The organism is Nonomuraea phyllanthi (genome assembly GCF_006334985.2).
Classification (GTDB): Bacteria; Actinomycetota; Actinomycetes; order Streptosporangiales; family Streptosporangiaceae; genus Nonomuraea; species Nonomuraea phyllanthi.
On record NZ_VDLX02000005.1, the window covers coordinates 268,761 to 284,527 of the forward strand.

The window sequence follows — 15,767 nt, forward strand, 5'->3', positions numbered from 1 at the left end:
GCCGCGGCGGTTGCCTCTGTACCTACTAGTATGTACGCTGGCGCTCGTGGACATGAGGGAACGGCTGATCGAGAGCACCAGGGAGCTCCTGTGGGAGCGCGGATACGTGGGCACCTCGCCCAGGGCGATCCAGGAGCGGTCGGGCGCCGGGCAGGGCAGCATGTACCACCACTTCCGCGGCAAACCCGATCTGGCGCTCGCCGCGATCACCCGTAGCGCCGAGGACCTGCGCGCCCGCGCCGAGGCGGAGCTGTCCGGCGGCGGGACGCCGCTGGAGCGGGTCGTGACCTACCTGCGCCGCGAGCGCGACGCCCTGCGCGGCTGCCCGGTCGGGCGGCTCACCCAGGATCCCGACGTGATGGCCGACCCCGCCCTGCGCCGCCCGGTCGAGGAGACGTTCTCCTGGCTGCGCGGCCGGCTGGCCGGGGTGCTCGCACAGGCCCAGGCCGGCGGCGAGCTGGCCGCCGCGCCCGACCCGGCGGCCACCGCCACGGCGCTGGTCGCGGTGCTGCAGGGCGGCTACGTGCTGGCCCGCGCCGCCGCCGACGCCGAGGTGTACGCCCAGGCGATCGACGGGGCGCTCGGCCTGCTCGTCCCCGCCGCGCCACCGCGGTCCCGCTGAGCCGCCGCAGTCGGTCCCATCCGCTGTGCCACACACGTCCGACATACGACAGACGGGAACGCAACGATGAGCGAGGTTCGCCGCCGGCACCTGCTGACGGGCGATGTGACCGGCCGGCCGGAGCCGGTCGAGCGGGTGGAGCTGCACCAGGTCACCCTGGCGCCGGGCCAGGCCAGCGGCCGGCACACCCATCCCGGCGGCGTCGCGGGCCACGTCACGGAGGGCCGGATCGTGTTCGAGCTCGACGGCGAGCCCCCGCGCGAACTCGGGGCGGGCAGCGCCTTCTTCGAGCCGCCGGGCGCGACGGTGCTCCGCTTCGACAACCTCTCGCCCGCCGAGCCGGCCACGTTCGTCGCCTGCTACCTGCTCGCGGGCGACCAGCCACTGATCGAACCACTGGAAGGATGATCCGATGCCTTTTGTCCGTATCGACGCGGTCCGCGCGGACGGCGAGCGGCTGGAGGCCCTGGGCCGGGCCGTGCACGACGCCCTGGTGGACGCCCTCGGCATCCCGCCGGACGACCTGTTCCAGGTGCTCAACGGCCACGACGGCACCCACCGCCTGGTCCGCTACGACCCCGCCTACCTCGGCATCCGCCGCGACGACGACCTGGTGTTCGTCTCCGTCACCATGCGCTCGGGGCGCACGCCCGAGCAGAAGCAGGCCCTCTACCGCAGGATCGCCGACCTGGCGGAGGAGTACGCCGGCACCGAGCCGCGCAACGTGTTCGTCTCGATCACCGAGTCGGAGCTGATCGACTGGTCGTTCGGCGAGGGCGTGGCGCAGTACGCGGCCCTCGACGCGAAATAGCGAGGTAGCGGCCGCCGTCGCGGAAGGAGCCCCGCACGATCGGGCGGGCCCGCGCGCCCCGTCCGGTTGGTCTACGCGTCCCGGCGCAGGGGGGCGGTGCTGTCGCGGATGAGCAGGCGGGGCTGGTAGCGCACGTCGTAACCGCCGCCCTCGCCGTTCATCAGCGCCCACAGACGCTGCCACGCCTGGGCGCCGAGCTCGTTCTTCGGGATGGACGCGGTCGTGAGCGGCGGGGTGGTGTAGCGGGCGAAGGCGATGTCGTCGAAGCCGGTGACCGAAACGTCGGCGGGCACGCGTACGCCCAGCTCGTGCAGCCCCGTCAGCGCGCCGGACGCGACCATGTCGTTGAAGGCGAGCACGGCGCTGGCGCCGCAGGCGGCCACCGCGCCGGCGGCGGCGTGGCCGTCGTCGAACATCGACCCGCACGCCAGCACCGTCAGCCGCAGGCCGGGATCGGCGGCCGCGGCGGCGCGCAGCGTGGCCAGCCGCTCGGCGTTGCCGGCGCTGCCCTCCGGTCCCGCCAGGTAGGCCAGGTGTCGGTGGCCCAGGGCGGTGAGGTGGGCGAGGATGGCGCTGATGCCGGCGGCGTTGTCGACGGTCAGCGACGGCGCGCCCGAACCGGGCACGTGCCGGTAGAGCAGCACGAACGGGGCGAGCCTGGCCGACAGGGCGACCAGGTGCTCGTCGGAGGCGCGGGGCGAGGCGAGCACGAGCCCGTCGGAGTTGCGCCGCGCCTCCAGCGCCAGCACGGTCTCCTCGTGCGGGTCCTCGTTGGACTCGGCCACCAGCAGCCGCCGCCCGGCCTGGCCCGCGGCCTGGCTGAGGCCGCGCAGCACGCCCTGGAACAGCGGGTTGGCCAGGTCGGGGACGATGAGAGCGATGGTGCCGGTACGGCCGAGCGCCAGGCTCCTGGCCGCCACGCTCGGCTCGTAGTCCAGCGCGCGGGCGGCGGCGCGGACCCGTTCGGCCAGCTGCGGGTTGACCGTGGTGGAGCCGTTCATCACCCGCGAGACGGTGGCGCGCGAGACGCCGGCCGCCTCGGCGACGCGGCTGATCGTGGCGCCCCCGGCCGGACGCGGCCCGCGCCGACCGGGCCGGGACGAGGCCTGCCGCTCCTGCCCGGCCTCTCCGGCGCTCCAGCCCGCGGCGCCCGCGTCTCCGGTGCCCGCGTCTCCGGTGCCCGCGTCTCCGGTGCCCGCGTCTCCGGTGCTCGCCCTCACTCCACTCTCCCGCACACTCGGGGGCACATTAGCGGCCCTGGCTGCATGCACTCATTCAAGCGCCCCCGGCGACCGGCCAGGACGGCTACGGCATCGGCCGCAGCCCTTCCCAGGCGACCGTCCAGGAGGCCGGGAAGCCGGGGGTGGGCGGCCCGCCGTCCCAGCCGGCCGCCATGAGCGCGACCGCCGCCAGCAGCCCGCCGTTGCCCGGCAGGTACGCCGGCAGGGTGGAGCTCTGCCGGTTGTGCCCGTTGGGCAGGTACGCGTTCTTGACGACGGGCATGAGCAGCGTCTCGATCGCGGTGTCCGGCTCGCCCAGGCGGGTGGCGGTCATGGCCATCGCCGGGTAGTCCCAGCCCCACGTGGTGTCCCACTGCCAGCCGGCCAGGACGTGGCGGAGCGTGGCGCGCATGACAGTGGGGTCGATGAGCCGGGTCGGCGGGACGAAGCCGAGCGCGTACAGCATGGAGGGGTGGTCGTCCGTCACCGTGTACGGCGGCACGGCCATCGCCGCGTACACCCCGTCGCGCACCAGCGGCGGGCGCATCCCGTCCGCGACCCGCGACCAGGACGGCTCGGGCGCCAGGCCGAGCAGGCGCCGCCAGCGCTGGGCCACCTCCAGCGCCCACGACCAGTAGGCCAGCTCGAACGTCGGGTCGGCGGCGCCGGCGCGTACGGCGGCGTAGGACTCCTGGGCGGGCACCAGCGGCGGGCCGAGCGTGTACCCGGCGGGGCCCTCGGCGGCGAAGGAGGCCATGAACGCGGCCGTCTCCAGCACGAGGGGGGCGTAGCGCTCGAGCGCGTGGCGGGTGCCGCGGGCCCGGCGCACCAGCTCGGCCAGGTAGATGGGGTGCGGCTGCTGCCAGATGAGGAACGGGCCGATCGGGCTGGGGCTCTCGCGGGCGTCGGGGCCGACCTGTTTGGGCCAGCGCGCGCCCGCGCAGCCCTGGGCGCGGGCGGTCCGCCTGGCGGCGGGCAGCGCCGTGCCGTACCAGGTGAGGCTGCGCTCCAGCAGCTCGGGGCGGCCCCACAGCGGGAAGTGCGCGGCGTGCCACCAGTGCATCTCCAGGTGGAAGCGGCCCCGCCAGCTGTTGGCCAGCAGCCCGGTCTCGGCGGGAGGCAGCGGGCCGGCGCTGTGGAGGGCGGTGAGGTACTGCGACAGGACGATGCGGCGCTCCAGTTCGGGGGCGCGCTCGTCGTGGGAGGCCGACAGGTCGACGGCGCCGCCGGTGCTCCAGAACCGGGCCCAGTGCTCCCTGGCGGCGGCGGCGACCTCCTCGAAGGAGGGGCGGGAGGCCGGGACCTCCTCCGAGGGGACGGCGGGGTGGAAGGCGATGACCAGGTCGGCGACGGTGGCGCCGGTGAAGGTGACGGTGAACTCGTGCGGCCCCGCCCGCCGCATCGTGCCGGAGGTGGCCACGGCCACGTCGTAGGAGGTCTCGTCGAGCACGCGCTCGACGGTGAACCCGCCGGGGGAGGGCCGCACGCGGGAGGTGTGGGCCTGCGGGCGGGTCCAGTCGGCGGCGTTGCCCCAGGCCTGCGACCCGTACGGGAAGGCCAGCCGCACCGGCGGCACGCGGGCGGACTCCATGCGCACGGCCAGCACGTCGAGGTCGGGGTGGCAGGCGGTGGTGACCCGCACCGGGATGCCGCGCAGCAGGTAGCGGCTGGTCAGCGTGCCGCTCCACAGGTCCAGCCGCTGCCGCACGTCGCTCACCTCGCCGGGGGCGACGCCGTCGAGGCCGACGCGGGCCAGGTCGAGCCGGTGCGGGTTGGCGCGCAGCCACGCCTCGGCGGCCGTGGCGGGCGACTCGCCGGAGCCGCTGAGGTCGCCGCGCATGTCGACGTACGGGGCCGGCCCGCGCGGTGTCCGGTACGCGCGCACCGAGTCGGCCACATCGTACGAGCCGGGCACGCTGTGCCAGCCCCAGGAGGACATGGTCGACAGCAGCGTGCCGGGCCCGGTCCCGGTGCGGTCCTCGACGGGGTAGCGGCCGGGGAAGGTCTGCAGCCCGGTGACGTCGGCGGTGAAGCACAGCCGGCCGTTGCCGACCGACAGCGGCGAGCGCGGGTCGATCCCCGTGACCTCCACCGCGTGCCGGTCGGCGAGCGCGCGCCGGTCGATCATTGCTTGATCGCCGTGGCGACCTGCTTGACGAAGTCCGCCGCGGCCTCGGCCGGGGTCTGGCGGTCGAACAGCACCTCGGCGTTGACCCGGTCGAGGATCTTGGGCGTGTCGGTGGAGCCGGTCGGGCCGATCACCAGCGGCGGGCCGGCCTTGGGCGTCAGCTCGTCGATGAACGCGGCCTGGGCCTTCTCGTCGTCGGTGAGGACGCTCTGGATGCCCTCGCGCACCTCGGAGTTGGCCGGGATGCCCCGGTCAGCCAGGATGATCTTGCCGGCGTCGACGCTGTTGACCAGGAAGTCGACGAGCTCGGCGGCCTCCGCGGGGTGCTCGCTCTTGGCGTTGATGCTGTAGATCTGGGAGGCCTGCAGCCACATGCCCGGCGTGGGGGTCTCGCCGGGCAGCCGGATGAGCTTCAGCGGCTGACCGGAGGCCTTGCGCAGCGCGGTGAGCTGGTTGCTCCAGTCGAACTGCATGGCGGCCAGGCCGCGGCCCATCAGCGACTGCTCGGGCGCGGGCTGGGTGATGAGCTCGGCCGTCTGCGAGGCCGGCGGGGTGGCCCGGGCGTCGCGCAGCTCCAGCGTCATGGTCCACCACTCGACGAGGGTCTGCTCGCTGATGCCGACCTTGCCGTCGGCCGTGTAGAGGGCCTCGCCGCGCTGGCGGGAGAAGGCGTCCAGCATGTCGGTACGGGTCGGGTCGGCCAGCGCGAAGCTGCCGTCGGGGAGCTTGGCGGCCAGGTCCCTGGCGATGCGCTTGAAGTCGTCCCAGGTCCAGGTGTCCTGGTCGGGCAGTTCGACGCCCGCCTTGTCGAAGACGGACTCGTTGACGACGACGGAGATGGCGTTGACGCCGGTCGGCACGCCGTACTGGACGCCGTCGAACATGCCGTTGCCGAGCGCGGCGGCGCCGATCTTGTCGGTCTTGAGGGCGACCTTGGACAGGTCGAGCAGCGCGCCGCGGTCGCCGTACTCGCGCGGGTAGGCGCCGCCGAGGGTGATGACGTCGGGGGCGCGCCCGCCGGCGACCTCGGTGGCCAGCCGGTCGAAGTACGAGTTGAAGTCGGTGTAGGTGCCCTTGACGGTGATGCCGGGGTTCTTGGCCTCGAAGGCGTCGATGACCTTCTGGGTGGCCGCCGCCCTGTCGTTGTTGCCCCACCAGCCGAAGCGCAGCTCGATGGTGCCGTCGTCGCCGCCGGACGAGCCCGAGCAGGCCGAGGCCGCCAGCACGAGGCCGGCCAGGCAGAGAGCGGTGAGTCTCCTTGGCATGACTCTCTCCTCAAACGTGTTACTTGAAGCCGGTGGTGGCGATGCCCTGCGTGAGGTAGCGCTGGCCGGCGAGGAAGAACCCGAAGATCGGGACCAGGCCCACGATCGACATGGCGAACAGCTGGCCCCAGGCCGTCTCGCCCTGCCCGTCCATGAACGAGCGCAGCGCCACCGGCATGGTCCACAGCTCGGGGTCGGTCAGGAAGACCAGCTGGCTGAAGAAGTCGTTCCAGGTCCAGATGAAGGTGAACAGCGCCGAGGTAGCCAGCGCCGGCACCGACAGCGGCATGATGATGCGCCAGTAGATGCGGATGTGCCCGCAGCCGTCGATGCGGGCCGCCTCGTCCAGCTCGCGCGGCAGGCCGCGGATGAACTGCACCATCAGGAAGATGAAGAACGCGTCGTGGGCCAGGAACTTCGGCACCACCAGCGGCAGGTCGGTGTTGATCCAGTCGAGCTGGGAGAACAGCACGTACTGCGGGACGATCAGCACGTGGATCGGCAGCATCAGCGTCGCGAGCATCGCGGCGAAGAACAGATTGCGGCCGGGGAAGCGCAGCCGGGCGAAGGCGTAGGCGGCCAGCGAGCACGACAGCAGGTTGCCCGCGACCGCCAGGACCGCGATCACGGCGGAGTTGAGCAGGTAGAAGTGGAAGGGGTGCTCCAGGGCCGTCCACCCGCCGGCGTAGTTGCCGAAATCGGTCTCGGTGGGCCAGATCGACGGGTCACGGAAGATCGTCTCGGTGGGTTTGACCGAGCTGGAGACCATCCACAGCAGCGGATAGAGCATCACCAGGCCGAAGCCGATGAGCAGCACGTGCTTGGACAGGCGTTCAGCTCCCATAGAAGACCCACCGCTTGGCGAAGAGGAAGTTGAGCCCGGTCAGCGCCGCGATGACGGCCAGCAGCACCCACGCCATCGCCGAGGCGTAGCCCATGTCGAAGGAGCCGAAGCCGCGCTGGTAGAGGTAGAGCGTGTAGAGCAGGGTGGAGTCGGACGGGCCGCCCTGCCCGCCGCTGATGACGAACGCCTGGGTGAAGCTCTGGAAGGCGCCGATCATCTGCAGCACCAGGTTGAAGAAGATGATGGGGGTCAGCAGCGGCAGCGTGATGTGGAAGAAGCGCGACACGGTGCCGGCGCCGTCGACCTGGGCGGCCTCGTAGTAGGTGGCGGGGATCTGGCGCAGCCCGGCCAGGAAGATCACCATGGGGGCGCCGAAGGTCCAGGCGTTGAGCACCACGAGGGTGCCCAGGGCGAAGTCGGGGTGGGCGACCCAGCTGACGCCCTCGACGCCGAACGGCTCCAGCAGCTGGTTGACCAGGCCGTCCTTGCCGAAGATCTGCCGCCACAGGATGGCGATCGACACGCTGCCGGCCAGCAGTGAGGGCAGGTAGTAGACGGAGCGGTAGAAGCTCAGGCCGCGTACGCCGCGGTTGAGCACGAGCGCCAGCGCCAGCGCCAGCACGAGCTGGACGGGCACCGACACGAACACGTAGACGAAGGTGACCGCCAGCGACTTGTGCAGCCGCGGGTCGGCCAGCATCTCGCGGTAGTTGTCCAGGCCCAGCCATTCGGGCGGCTTGAGCAGGGTGTACTCGGTGAACGACAGGTAGAGCGAGGCCAGGATGGGCCCCACGGTGAAGGCGGCCATGCCGATGAACCACGGCGTGAGGAAGAGATAGCCGATCCGGTCGGCTCTCTCCAGGCGTTTGCTCATGAATCACCCTTCGCCAGGGCATGCGAGGCGAGGTACGAGGGGGTGGGTGGCGTCGAGGGTGGGGGACGAGCGCTGGTCCAGACGCGAGTAACCAGTTTCTAACAGAGCCGGTCAATGGTGTCAACGGTGGGTGACCAAGCCCTTGAACTGGGTGAACGCCGGATAACCCCATGTCGGCAACCGGTTGCAAACCATAGGGAGAAACCGGTATCTCCGGCGGCGGTGCGGAGCGCCTCCGCCCGCCGGGCCGTACGCCGCCATAGACTCCAAGGGGTTGCAGGCGATCCCTTCGAGGAGCTGGCATGAGCGAGCCCATGACCGTGCCGCTGTACATGCGGCGCCACGCGTTCGACCCGGATCCCGAGCTCACCGCGGCCCGCGACGACGAGCCGGTCCGCAAGGAGAGCACCGCCTTCGGCCTCGACGTGTGGATGGTCACCCGCTTCTCCGACGTCAGGCAGGTGCTGGGTGACCCGGCCCGCTTCAGCAACGTCCAGCGCGCCATGCCGCGGCTGCCCGGCATGCCGGCGCTGAGCGAGGAGGAGCTCGCCCGGCTGCGGGCCGGCAACCTGCTGTCGGTCGACCCGCCCGAGCACACCCGGCTGCGCCGGATGCTGACCCCCGAGTTCACCATGCGGCGCATGCGCCGCATGCGGCCGCGCGTCGAGGACATCGTCACCGAGCACCTGGACGCCATGGAGGCCGCCGGCCCGCCCGCCGACCTCGTCACCTCCTTCGCCCTGCCGATCCCGTCCCTGGTGATCTGCGAGCTGCTGGGCGTCCCCTACGCCGACCGGGCCGGCTTCCAGCGCCGCTCGGGCGCCATCCTCGACATCTCGCTGCCCGTGCGCGAGCGCGCCGCGGCCCAGCTCGAATCGCGCGCCTACATGGCCGAGCTGGTCGCCCGCACCCAGGCCGAGCCGGGCGACGACCTGCTCGGCATGCTGGTACGCGAGCACGGCGACGACCTGAGCACCGACGAGCTCATCGGCATCGCCGGGCTGCTCCTGCTGGCCGGTCACGAGACGACCTCCAACATGCTCAGCCTGGGCACGCTGGCCCTGCTGCGCCACCCCGACCAGCTGGAGCAGCTCAGGAAGGAGCCCGAGCGCGTCGACGCCGCCGTGGAGGAGCTGCTGCGCTGGCTCAGCATCGTGCACTCGGGCACCTTCAAGATCACCACCGCCGACGTCGAGCTGGCCGGCCGGCACATCCCGGCGGGCGAGCTGGTGGTGTGCGCCCTGCCCGTGGCCAACCGCGATCCCGGCTTCATCGCCGATCCCGACCGGCTCGACATCGGGCGCGGCGAGATGGGGCACCTGGCCTTCGGCCACGGCGTGCACCACTGCCTGGGCGCGCCGCTGGCCCGCATGGAGATGCAGATCGCCTTCCCCGCCCTGTTCGAGCGGTTCCCCGGCCTGCGCGAGGCCGGGCCGCCCGCCGAGTTCCGCTCCTTCAACGTCGTGTACGGGCTCCGCTCGCTCCACGTGACCTGGTGAGCGGCCCCGACCGGCCCGGCCCGCCGGGGCCGGGCCGCCCCGGGCGCCCTCGCGGGCGACACGCCTGAAAGGCGTTTGCCGTCCCGCGCCGCCACCCAGCAGCATGGCGGGATGCGCTTTTCGGTCAACATCCCGAACTTCGGCGACTTCGCCGACCCCCGTACCGTCGCCTCGCTGGCCGTCACGGCGGAGCAGGCCGGCTGGGACGCCCTGTTCGTCTGGGATCACGTCGTCCACGCCAAGAGCCGGCGCCGCTCGTTCGGCGATCCCTGGATGCTGCTCACGGCGGCGGCGATGACGACCACCCGCCTCAAGCTCGGCACCCTGGTCACCCCGGTCGCGCGGCGCCGGCCCCACCAGCTGGCCCGCCAGGTCGCCACGCTCGACGTGCTCAGCGGCGGGCGGGTGATCTTCGGCGCGGGGCTGGGCGGGCCGATCGAGGACGAGTACGGCTCCTTCGGCGAGCCCACCGACCCCGTCGAGATCGCCCAGCGCCTCGACGAGGGGCTGGAGCTGCTGGCCCGCTACTGGAGCGGCGAGCAGGTGACCCATCACGGGCGTCACTACCGGGCCGAGGACGTGGCCCTGCTGCCCCCGACCGTGCAGCGCCCCCGACCGCCGGTGTGGATCGCCGGGTTCTGGCCCAACCGCAGGCCGATGCGCCGGGCCGCCCACTGGGACGGCGCGGTGCCGCTGTTCGGGCCGGGCTCGCACGGCCGCGCCCCGGACGCCGGCCAGGTGCGCGAGCTGGCCGGCTTCCTCGGAGAGCAGCGCGGCGAGGGCGGGCCCTTCGAGATCGTCGTCGGCGGCGTCAGCCCCGCCGAGCCGTCGCGTGCCCGCGACCTGCTCGGGCCGCTCCAGGAGGCCGGGGCCACCTGGTGGGACGAGCGCCAGCTCATCGACGGCCCCGACATCGACCGGCTCCCCGCCGTGCTGCGCCGCGTCGAGCAGGGCCCGCCGTCGGTCTAGTCGAGCAGGGCCCGCCCTCGGTCCGGCGGCCGCGGTGGCCTGATGGCCCGGCACGATGTGGTGGTCTGCCATGATTCATGGTGATCAGGACTTGGAGGAGCAGCACCGTGGACCGCAGACGTTTCCTCGCCGTGACCGGCGCCGCCGGCCTGGCCGCCGTGAGCGCGGCCGGGCCGGCCTACGCGGCGAGCTACCCGTACGCCACCAGCGGCGTGCCAGACGAGATGCGCACGAAGATGGGCCAGCTGGCGCCGTACGGCATCACGACCGTCGCGTTCACCCCGTCCGGCGGCTGGGTGATCGTCACCCAGGACGGCCGCTACTTCGCCCGCGGCGTGCCGGACGCGTGTTTCGCGGAGCTGGGCGCGATGGTCAAGGCCGGCACGAGGATCCACGGCGTGGCCTTCCCGCCCGAGGGCGGCGACCGCTGGGTGATCACCGGCGACCGTGACTGGTCGGCGCGCGGCCTGCCCGAGGAGTGCCACCAGCGCGTGGCCGACGTCTACGCCGCCGGCCGGCAGGTCGTGCAGGTCGCGTTCCCGCCGCGCGGCGGCAACAGCTGGGTGGTGGTCGACACGCGGACCACGTTCTCCCGCAACATCGACGACGAGTGCTACCAGATGATGCGGAACCTCACGCAGGGCGGGCGCCGGGTGAGCCAGGTCGCCTTCCCCAAGGCGGGCGGGTGGGCGGTGGTCGCGCAGGACGAGTTCTACGTGCGCCGCATCGACGAGGGCTGCTACACGCAGCTGAAGAAGCTCGACGCCGGCGGCTGGCAGGTGCACACCGTGGCCTTCTCGCCGGGCGGCGGCTGGTCGCTGAGCTCGCGCGGCAAGGCGCCCGCGCTGCCGGCCGACCGGGTCAGGCAGGTGGAGAACGCGGTGGGCGGCTCGACCATCTGGAGCCGGATGAGCGCGTGGAAGACGCCGGGCGTGGCCGTCGCGGTGGTGACCGGCAACACGATCTCCTGGTCCACCGGGTACGGCTGGCTGAAGGCCGGCGGCGCCGCGGCCACCCATCCCGAGTCCGCCTTCCAGGCCGCCTCCATCAGCAAGGCCGTGGCCTCCCTCGGCGTGCTGCGCCTCACCCAGACGCTCAAGCAGCCGCTGACCGGCGACATCCGCCCCCTGCTCAACTGGGAGCTGGGGCGCCGCTCCTGCGTCTCGGCCGGCGCCGTGCCCACCATCGAGCGCGTCATGACCCACCGGGCCGGGGTCATCGGCCGCGGCTCCACCACCCCCTCCGGCGCCTGCTCCGGCTTCGGCTCGGGCGGCGGCGGCTTCGCCGGTTACGGCCCGGGCGCCGACGTCCCGACGCTGCCGCAGGTCATGAACGGCGAGGGCAACTCCCCGAAGATCGAGCTCACCACCGACCCGGGCGCTGAGTACCACTACTCCGGGGCCGGGTTCGTCCTGCTGCAGCGCATGATCGAGGAGCAGGCCGGCCGGCCGCTGGCCCCGTACATGGACGAGCAGATCTTCGCGCCGCTGGGCATGAAGACCAGCTCGTACGAGCTGTCGCCCGGCTTCGAGCTGGCCGCCGGCCACACCGCGGCCGGCACCGTCATCCCCGGCGAGCGCAACCGCTACCCCGAGTCGGCCGCCGCCGGCCTCTACACCAACGTCCTCGACCTGTGCCGCCTGGTGTGCTACCTCAACAAGGCGTGGACCGCCTCCGGCGACATCGCGGGGCCGCTCACCAGGGCGTCCGTGCGGTCGCTGCTGACGCCCGGGCCCGAGCCCACCATGGGGCGCGGCTTCTTCGTCTCGGGCTCCGGCACCAAGAACTTCTCCTACACCCACGACGGCTCCAACTACGGCTTCAAGTCCGTCGTCAAGGGCTACCCGGAGCTCGGGGCCGGCTATGCCGTCCTGGCCAACGGCGACGACTTCGGCCTGGTCGGCGAGGTCGCCTCGGCCATCCGCGGGGTCTACGGCTGGGCCTGACCCGGACGGCGGCGCCCGCGCGGGCGCCGCGGAGCCCGGCTCAGGCGAGCCGGTAGCCCACACCCGGTGTCGTCGTGATGACCGGCGGCTCGCCGAGCTTGCGGCGCAGCCGCCCGACCGTCACGGTCACCGTGTTGGTGAAGGGGTCCGCGTTCTCGTCCCACACCCGCTCCAGCAGCGCCTCCGCGCTGAGGAAGCCGGGGCTGGCCCGCATCAGCGCCCCCAGCACCGCGAACTCCTTCACGGACAGGCTCAGCGGCCGGCCGTCGCGCACCGCGGTCCTGCGTACCGGGTCCAGCTCGATCCCGGCGGCGCGCAGGATCCGCGGCTGGGCGTCCGGCCGGCGGCGGGCCAGCGCCTGGACGCGCAGCACCAGCTCGGGGAAGTGGAACGGCTTGGCGAGGTAGTCGTCCGCGCCGAGCGTCAGGCCGCTGACGCGGTCGCCGGGGGCGGCGGCCGCGGTGAGCATCAGCACCATCGGGCGGGCCCGCCGCTCGGTGATCATCTGGCAGAGCGTGTCGCCGTGCAGGCCGGGCAGGTCGCGGTCCAGGACCACCACGTCGTACGCCGTGAGGTCGAGCTTGGCGGCGGCCGACAGCCCGTCGTACGCGAGGTCGACGGCCATCCCCTGGTCGCGCAGCCCCTCGGCGACGACCTCCGCGAGCGGCCGGGCGTCCTCGACGACCAGGACCCTCATGCCCCCGCCCCGGCCGGGACGGCGGCGGACGGCAGCGCGATCGAGACCCGCAGGCCGCCCTCCGGCCGGGCGAGCAGGTCGAGCCGCCCGCCGTGAGCGGCCGCGACCGCCGCCACGATGGACAGCCCGAGGCCGGAGCCGTCCCCGGACCCGGTGCGGTCCGTGCCGAGCCGCTCGAACGGCCGCGCGAGCCGGTCCACGTCCCGCTGGTCGAGCACGGGGCCGCCGGTCTCCACGACGAGCCGGACCTCGGCGTCCTCCCGGCGGGTCGCGACCCGGATCCAGCCGCCGTCCACGTTGTGCGCGACGGCGTTGGCGACCACGTTCGCCACCATCCGGGACAGCAGCGCGGCATCGCCGCGGACGGCCGCGCCGGCGCGCAGGTCCTCGGTCACGTCCAGCCGCTTCGCCGCGACCCCGGTGGTGTGGTCGCCCAGCGTCCGCGCGACCAGCAGGTCCACGTCGACGTCGGCGGCGCCGGTCAGCGCGCCGTGCTGCGCGCGGGCCAGCAGGAGGAAGCCGTCCAGCAGCCGGTCCACCTGGTCGAGCTGCGTGCGCAGCCGGTCGCCCAGCACGAGCGTCTGCCGGACGGCGCCGGGCTTGGCCACCGCGACGTCCAGGGACGCCCGCATGGTCGCCAGCGGGGTGCGCAGCTCGTGCGCGGCATTGGCGACGAACCGGCGCTGCGCCGCGAACGACGCCTCCAGCCGCTCCAGCAGGCCGTCGATGGTGTCGGCCAGGTCCTTCACCTCGTCCGCCGGGCCGCTCACGGCCAGCCGCCGGTCCAGGCTGTCGGCGGAGATGCGCCGGGTCGCCGCGGCGATCACTCGCAGCGGGCGCAGCACCCGGCGGGCCAGCGCGCGGCCGGCCAGCAGGGAGACGGCCGCCATCACCGCCAGCGCGAGCAGGGAGCCGTACAGCAGCTGCCGCGACTGCTGCGTGTGCACCTCGGCCAGCTGCTGCTCGAGCAGGCGGATGCGCAGGTGCGCCTCGTCCGTCGGGACGGCGGCCGGCGGTCCCAGGCCGGCCGGGACGCTGACCCCTGACTCGCCGGCCAGCAGGAAGGTGAGGGCCAGCAGCCCGATCGCGGACAGGAGGAACACCCCGGCGTACAAGATCGTGAACCGGAGTCCCACGGTCCCGTTGCGCAGCCTGAACATCCCTCCAGCATGCCCGGCCCCACCTAACAGCGATGTGACAGGTACGGTTCCGGCCGGGTTAGGTCCGTGCCCGTAGGAACGGCGGCATGCTCACCCGACAACTCCTGCACCGGCAGTGGACGGCCTTCCGCCGCCCCGCCCGGCTGATCGCCCTGGTGGCGGCGGCCCTCGCCGTCATCGCCATCGGCCTGCTCTTCGCCCTCGGCAACCAGGTGTCCTGCGACGGGCCCTGCCCGCGCGACCCGGTCGCCGCGGACGGCTCGACCGTCGGCGACCGGTTTTGGTTCCTGCACCGCGACCTCGGCCCGCGGGGCGTCATCACCGTACGGATGACCTCGATGACCGGCACGATCACCTACCCTCCGCCCGACCACGACCGGATCGTCCCCGGCCTGGTGCCGTGGGCCAAGGCCGGGATCATCATTAAGGACGGCGTGCGGCAGGGCTCCTCCTACGCTGCGCTCATGATGACCGGCGCTCACGGCGTGCGGATGCAGTACGACTACCGGCACGACGTCGCCGGGAGCGCCGGGGGCCCCGGTGGCCTGTCGGCACGGTCGCCGCGCTGGCTGCGCCTGGCGCGCTCCGGCGACACCGTCACCGGCTCGGAGTCGGCCGACGGGCGGCGCTGGAGCACCGTCGGGACGGTGACCGTGGCCGGCCTTCCGGAGACGGCGCAGGTCGGGCTCTTCGCCACGTCCCCCGGGGACCTCACCCTCCGGGAGGTCGGGCTGGGCGGAGCGGTCGAGGAGGTCCGCTTCACGCAGGCCACGGGCGTGTTCGACCACGTCACCGTGGAGGGCGCGGCCGGCGGCGGGTGGCGTGGCGAGGCGGTCGGCGAGATGAACAGGACCGACTGGGAGAAGTACCACAACGCCTCGGGTGCGGTGGAGAAGGACGGCGTCATCACCGTGAGCGGGACGGGGGACATCGGGCCGAGCGGGAGCGAGGGCGGGGTCAGCGCCGAACGGACGCTGTCCGGTCTGCTGATCATGCTCATCGTCGTCGTGGCCCTGTTCGCCCGCTTCGGCGCCCGCCCGGACGCGCGGCGCGCATCGCGAACCCCGGAGACGCCGGACGGCGCCCGCCCGGACATACGGGACGTCCCGGCCCCAGACGCCCCGGCCTCGGACGTCCCGGCCCCGGATGCGCCGGGTGCCGGGGTGTCTCGGCGCGTCGTAGCCGCGCGGGCCGTCGTCGTCGGGGGCGCGACCTTCGTGGCCGGGCTGGTCGCCGCCGGTGTGGTGCTCCCGGCGGCGCTCGCGATCCTGCGGGACAACGGCGTCCCCGTGCAGCCGGTCACCGCGCTGACCGGCGTCCGGGTCGTGGTCGGCGTGGCGGCGGTGCTCGCGCTCTGCGCCGTCCTGTCGTACGGGCTCGGCGTCCTGCTGCGGCGCGGCTGGGTGGCAATCGCCCTCGCGCTGGCGCTCGTCGCCGTACCCTACGCGGTGACCGCGGCGCCGTTCCTGCCCGACGCCGCGTCGCGGTGGCTGCTGCGGCTCACCCCGGCCGCGGGCTTCGCCGTCCAGCAGACGGCGGTGGAGTATCCGCAGGTGGTCGCCCACTACGCGCCGTCCGCCGGCTACTTCCCGCTTCCTGGCTGGGCGGGGCTGGCCGTGCTGTGCGCGTACACGCTGATGGTCGTGTGGCCCGCCGTCAACCGCGCGCCGCGCGCCCGCACGGCGAGCCGGCGGTAGCAGGCGGCGGACCCGGAAGGCGCGGCGGACGCGGA

Annotated in this window: 14 protein-coding genes; 7 read left to right on the plus strand and 7 right to left on the minus strand. The window is 73.5% G+C overall.

Annotated features, from left to right (window positions below; all coding sequences use genetic code 11):
- Window positions 1-52 precede the first annotated feature (52 nt).
- From FH608_RS15550 to FH608_RS15560, 3 genes are all read left to right on the plus strand, one after another.
- Window positions 53-622: a TetR/AcrR family transcriptional regulator gene (locus tag FH608_RS15550; protein WP_226899620.1), complete on the plus strand. Its 570-nt coding sequence runs from the start codon at window positions 53-55 to the stop codon at window positions 620-622.
- A 66-nt stretch (window positions 623-688) separates the two neighbouring features.
- Window positions 689-1,030, plus strand: coding sequence for a cupin domain-containing protein (locus tag FH608_RS15555; protein ID WP_139631199.1), 342 nt, complete (start codon window positions 689-691; stop codon window positions 1,028-1,030).
- 4 nt (window positions 1,031-1,034) lie between these two features.
- A complete protein-coding gene (locus tag FH608_RS15560; protein WP_139631200.1) occupies window positions 1,035-1,433 on the plus strand; it encodes a tautomerase family protein in 399 nt (132 codons plus the stop codon).
- Window positions 1,434-1,504: 71 nt separating this feature from the next.
- On the opposite strand, the gene FH608_RS15565 is transcribed toward FH608_RS15560, so the two are convergent.
- The 5 genes from FH608_RS15565 to FH608_RS15585 all read right to left on the minus strand — a co-directional run bounded on the left by FH608_RS15565 (window position 1,505) and on the right by FH608_RS15585 (window position 7,764).
- Window positions 1,505-2,653, minus strand: coding sequence for a LacI family DNA-binding transcriptional regulator (locus tag FH608_RS15565; RefSeq protein WP_226899567.1), 1,149 nt, complete (start codon window positions 2,651-2,653; stop codon window positions 1,505-1,507).
- Between the two features lie 85 nt (window positions 2,654-2,738).
- Entirely contained in the window at window positions 2,739-4,781 is a 2,043-nt protein-coding gene (locus FH608_RS15570; protein ID WP_139631201.1) for a hypothetical protein, read from the minus strand.
- Complete coding sequence (locus FH608_RS15575) at window positions 4,778-6,046, minus strand: ABC transporter substrate-binding protein (RefSeq protein ID WP_139631202.1); 1,269 nt, start codon at window positions 6,044-6,046, stop codon at window positions 4,778-4,780. The genes FH608_RS15570 and FH608_RS15575 overlap by 4 nt, the downstream gene beginning before the upstream one ends.
- A gap of 19 nt (window positions 6,047-6,065) precedes the next feature.
- The gene (locus FH608_RS15580) at window positions 6,066-6,890 is read right to left on the minus strand and encodes a carbohydrate ABC transporter permease (protein ID WP_139631203.1); all 825 of its coding nucleotides are present in this window, start codon (window positions 6,888-6,890) and stop codon (window positions 6,066-6,068) included.
- Window positions 6,880-7,764 (minus strand): carbohydrate ABC transporter permease, encoded by an 885-nt coding sequence (locus FH608_RS15585; protein WP_139631204.1) that lies wholly within the window; start codon window positions 7,762-7,764, stop codon window positions 6,880-6,882. Before FH608_RS15585 ends, FH608_RS15580 begins: the two co-directional genes overlap by 11 nt.
- 302 nt (window positions 7,765-8,066) lie before the next feature.
- Here FH608_RS15585 and FH608_RS15590 point away from each other — a divergent pair, with 302 nt between their 5' ends.
- From FH608_RS15590 to FH608_RS15600, 3 genes are all read left to right on the plus strand, one after another.
- On the plus strand, window positions 8,067-9,263 hold the full coding sequence (locus FH608_RS15590) for a cytochrome P450 (protein WP_139631205.1): 1,197 nt from the start codon (window positions 8,067-8,069) through the stop codon (window positions 9,261-9,263).
- A 111-nt stretch (window positions 9,264-9,374) separates the two neighbouring features.
- Window positions 9,375-10,232 carry an LLM class flavin-dependent oxidoreductase gene (locus FH608_RS15595; RefSeq protein WP_139631206.1) on the plus strand — a complete coding sequence of 286 codons (858 nt, stop codon included), beginning with the start codon at window positions 9,375-9,377 and terminating at the stop codon, window positions 10,230-10,232.
- Between the two features lie 107 nt (window positions 10,233-10,339).
- Window positions 10,340-12,178 (plus strand): serine hydrolase domain-containing protein, encoded by a 1,839-nt coding sequence (locus tag FH608_RS15600; RefSeq protein WP_193318438.1) that lies wholly within the window; start codon window positions 10,340-10,342, stop codon window positions 12,176-12,178.
- 40 nt (window positions 12,179-12,218) lie between these two features.
- On the opposite strand, the gene FH608_RS15605 is transcribed toward FH608_RS15600, so the two are convergent.
- Together FH608_RS15605 and FH608_RS15610 are read right to left on the minus strand one after the other, a co-directional pair.
- A complete protein-coding gene (locus tag FH608_RS15605) occupies window positions 12,219-12,875 on the minus strand; it encodes a response regulator transcription factor (protein WP_139631208.1) in 657 nt (218 codons plus the stop codon).
- On the minus strand, window positions 12,872-14,035 hold the full coding sequence (locus FH608_RS15610; RefSeq protein WP_139631209.1) for an ATP-binding protein: 1,164 nt from the start codon (window positions 14,033-14,035) through the stop codon (window positions 12,872-12,874). Before FH608_RS15610 ends, FH608_RS15605 begins: the two co-directional genes overlap by 4 nt.
- Window positions 14,036-14,121: 86 nt before the next feature.
- On the opposite strand from FH608_RS15610, the gene FH608_RS53825 reads away from it, so the two are divergent.
- Complete coding sequence (locus FH608_RS53825) at window positions 14,122-15,732, plus strand: DUF1349 domain-containing protein (RefSeq protein WP_139631210.1); 1,611 nt, start codon at window positions 14,122-14,124, stop codon at window positions 15,730-15,732.
- Window positions 15,733-15,767 lie beyond the last annotated feature (35 nt).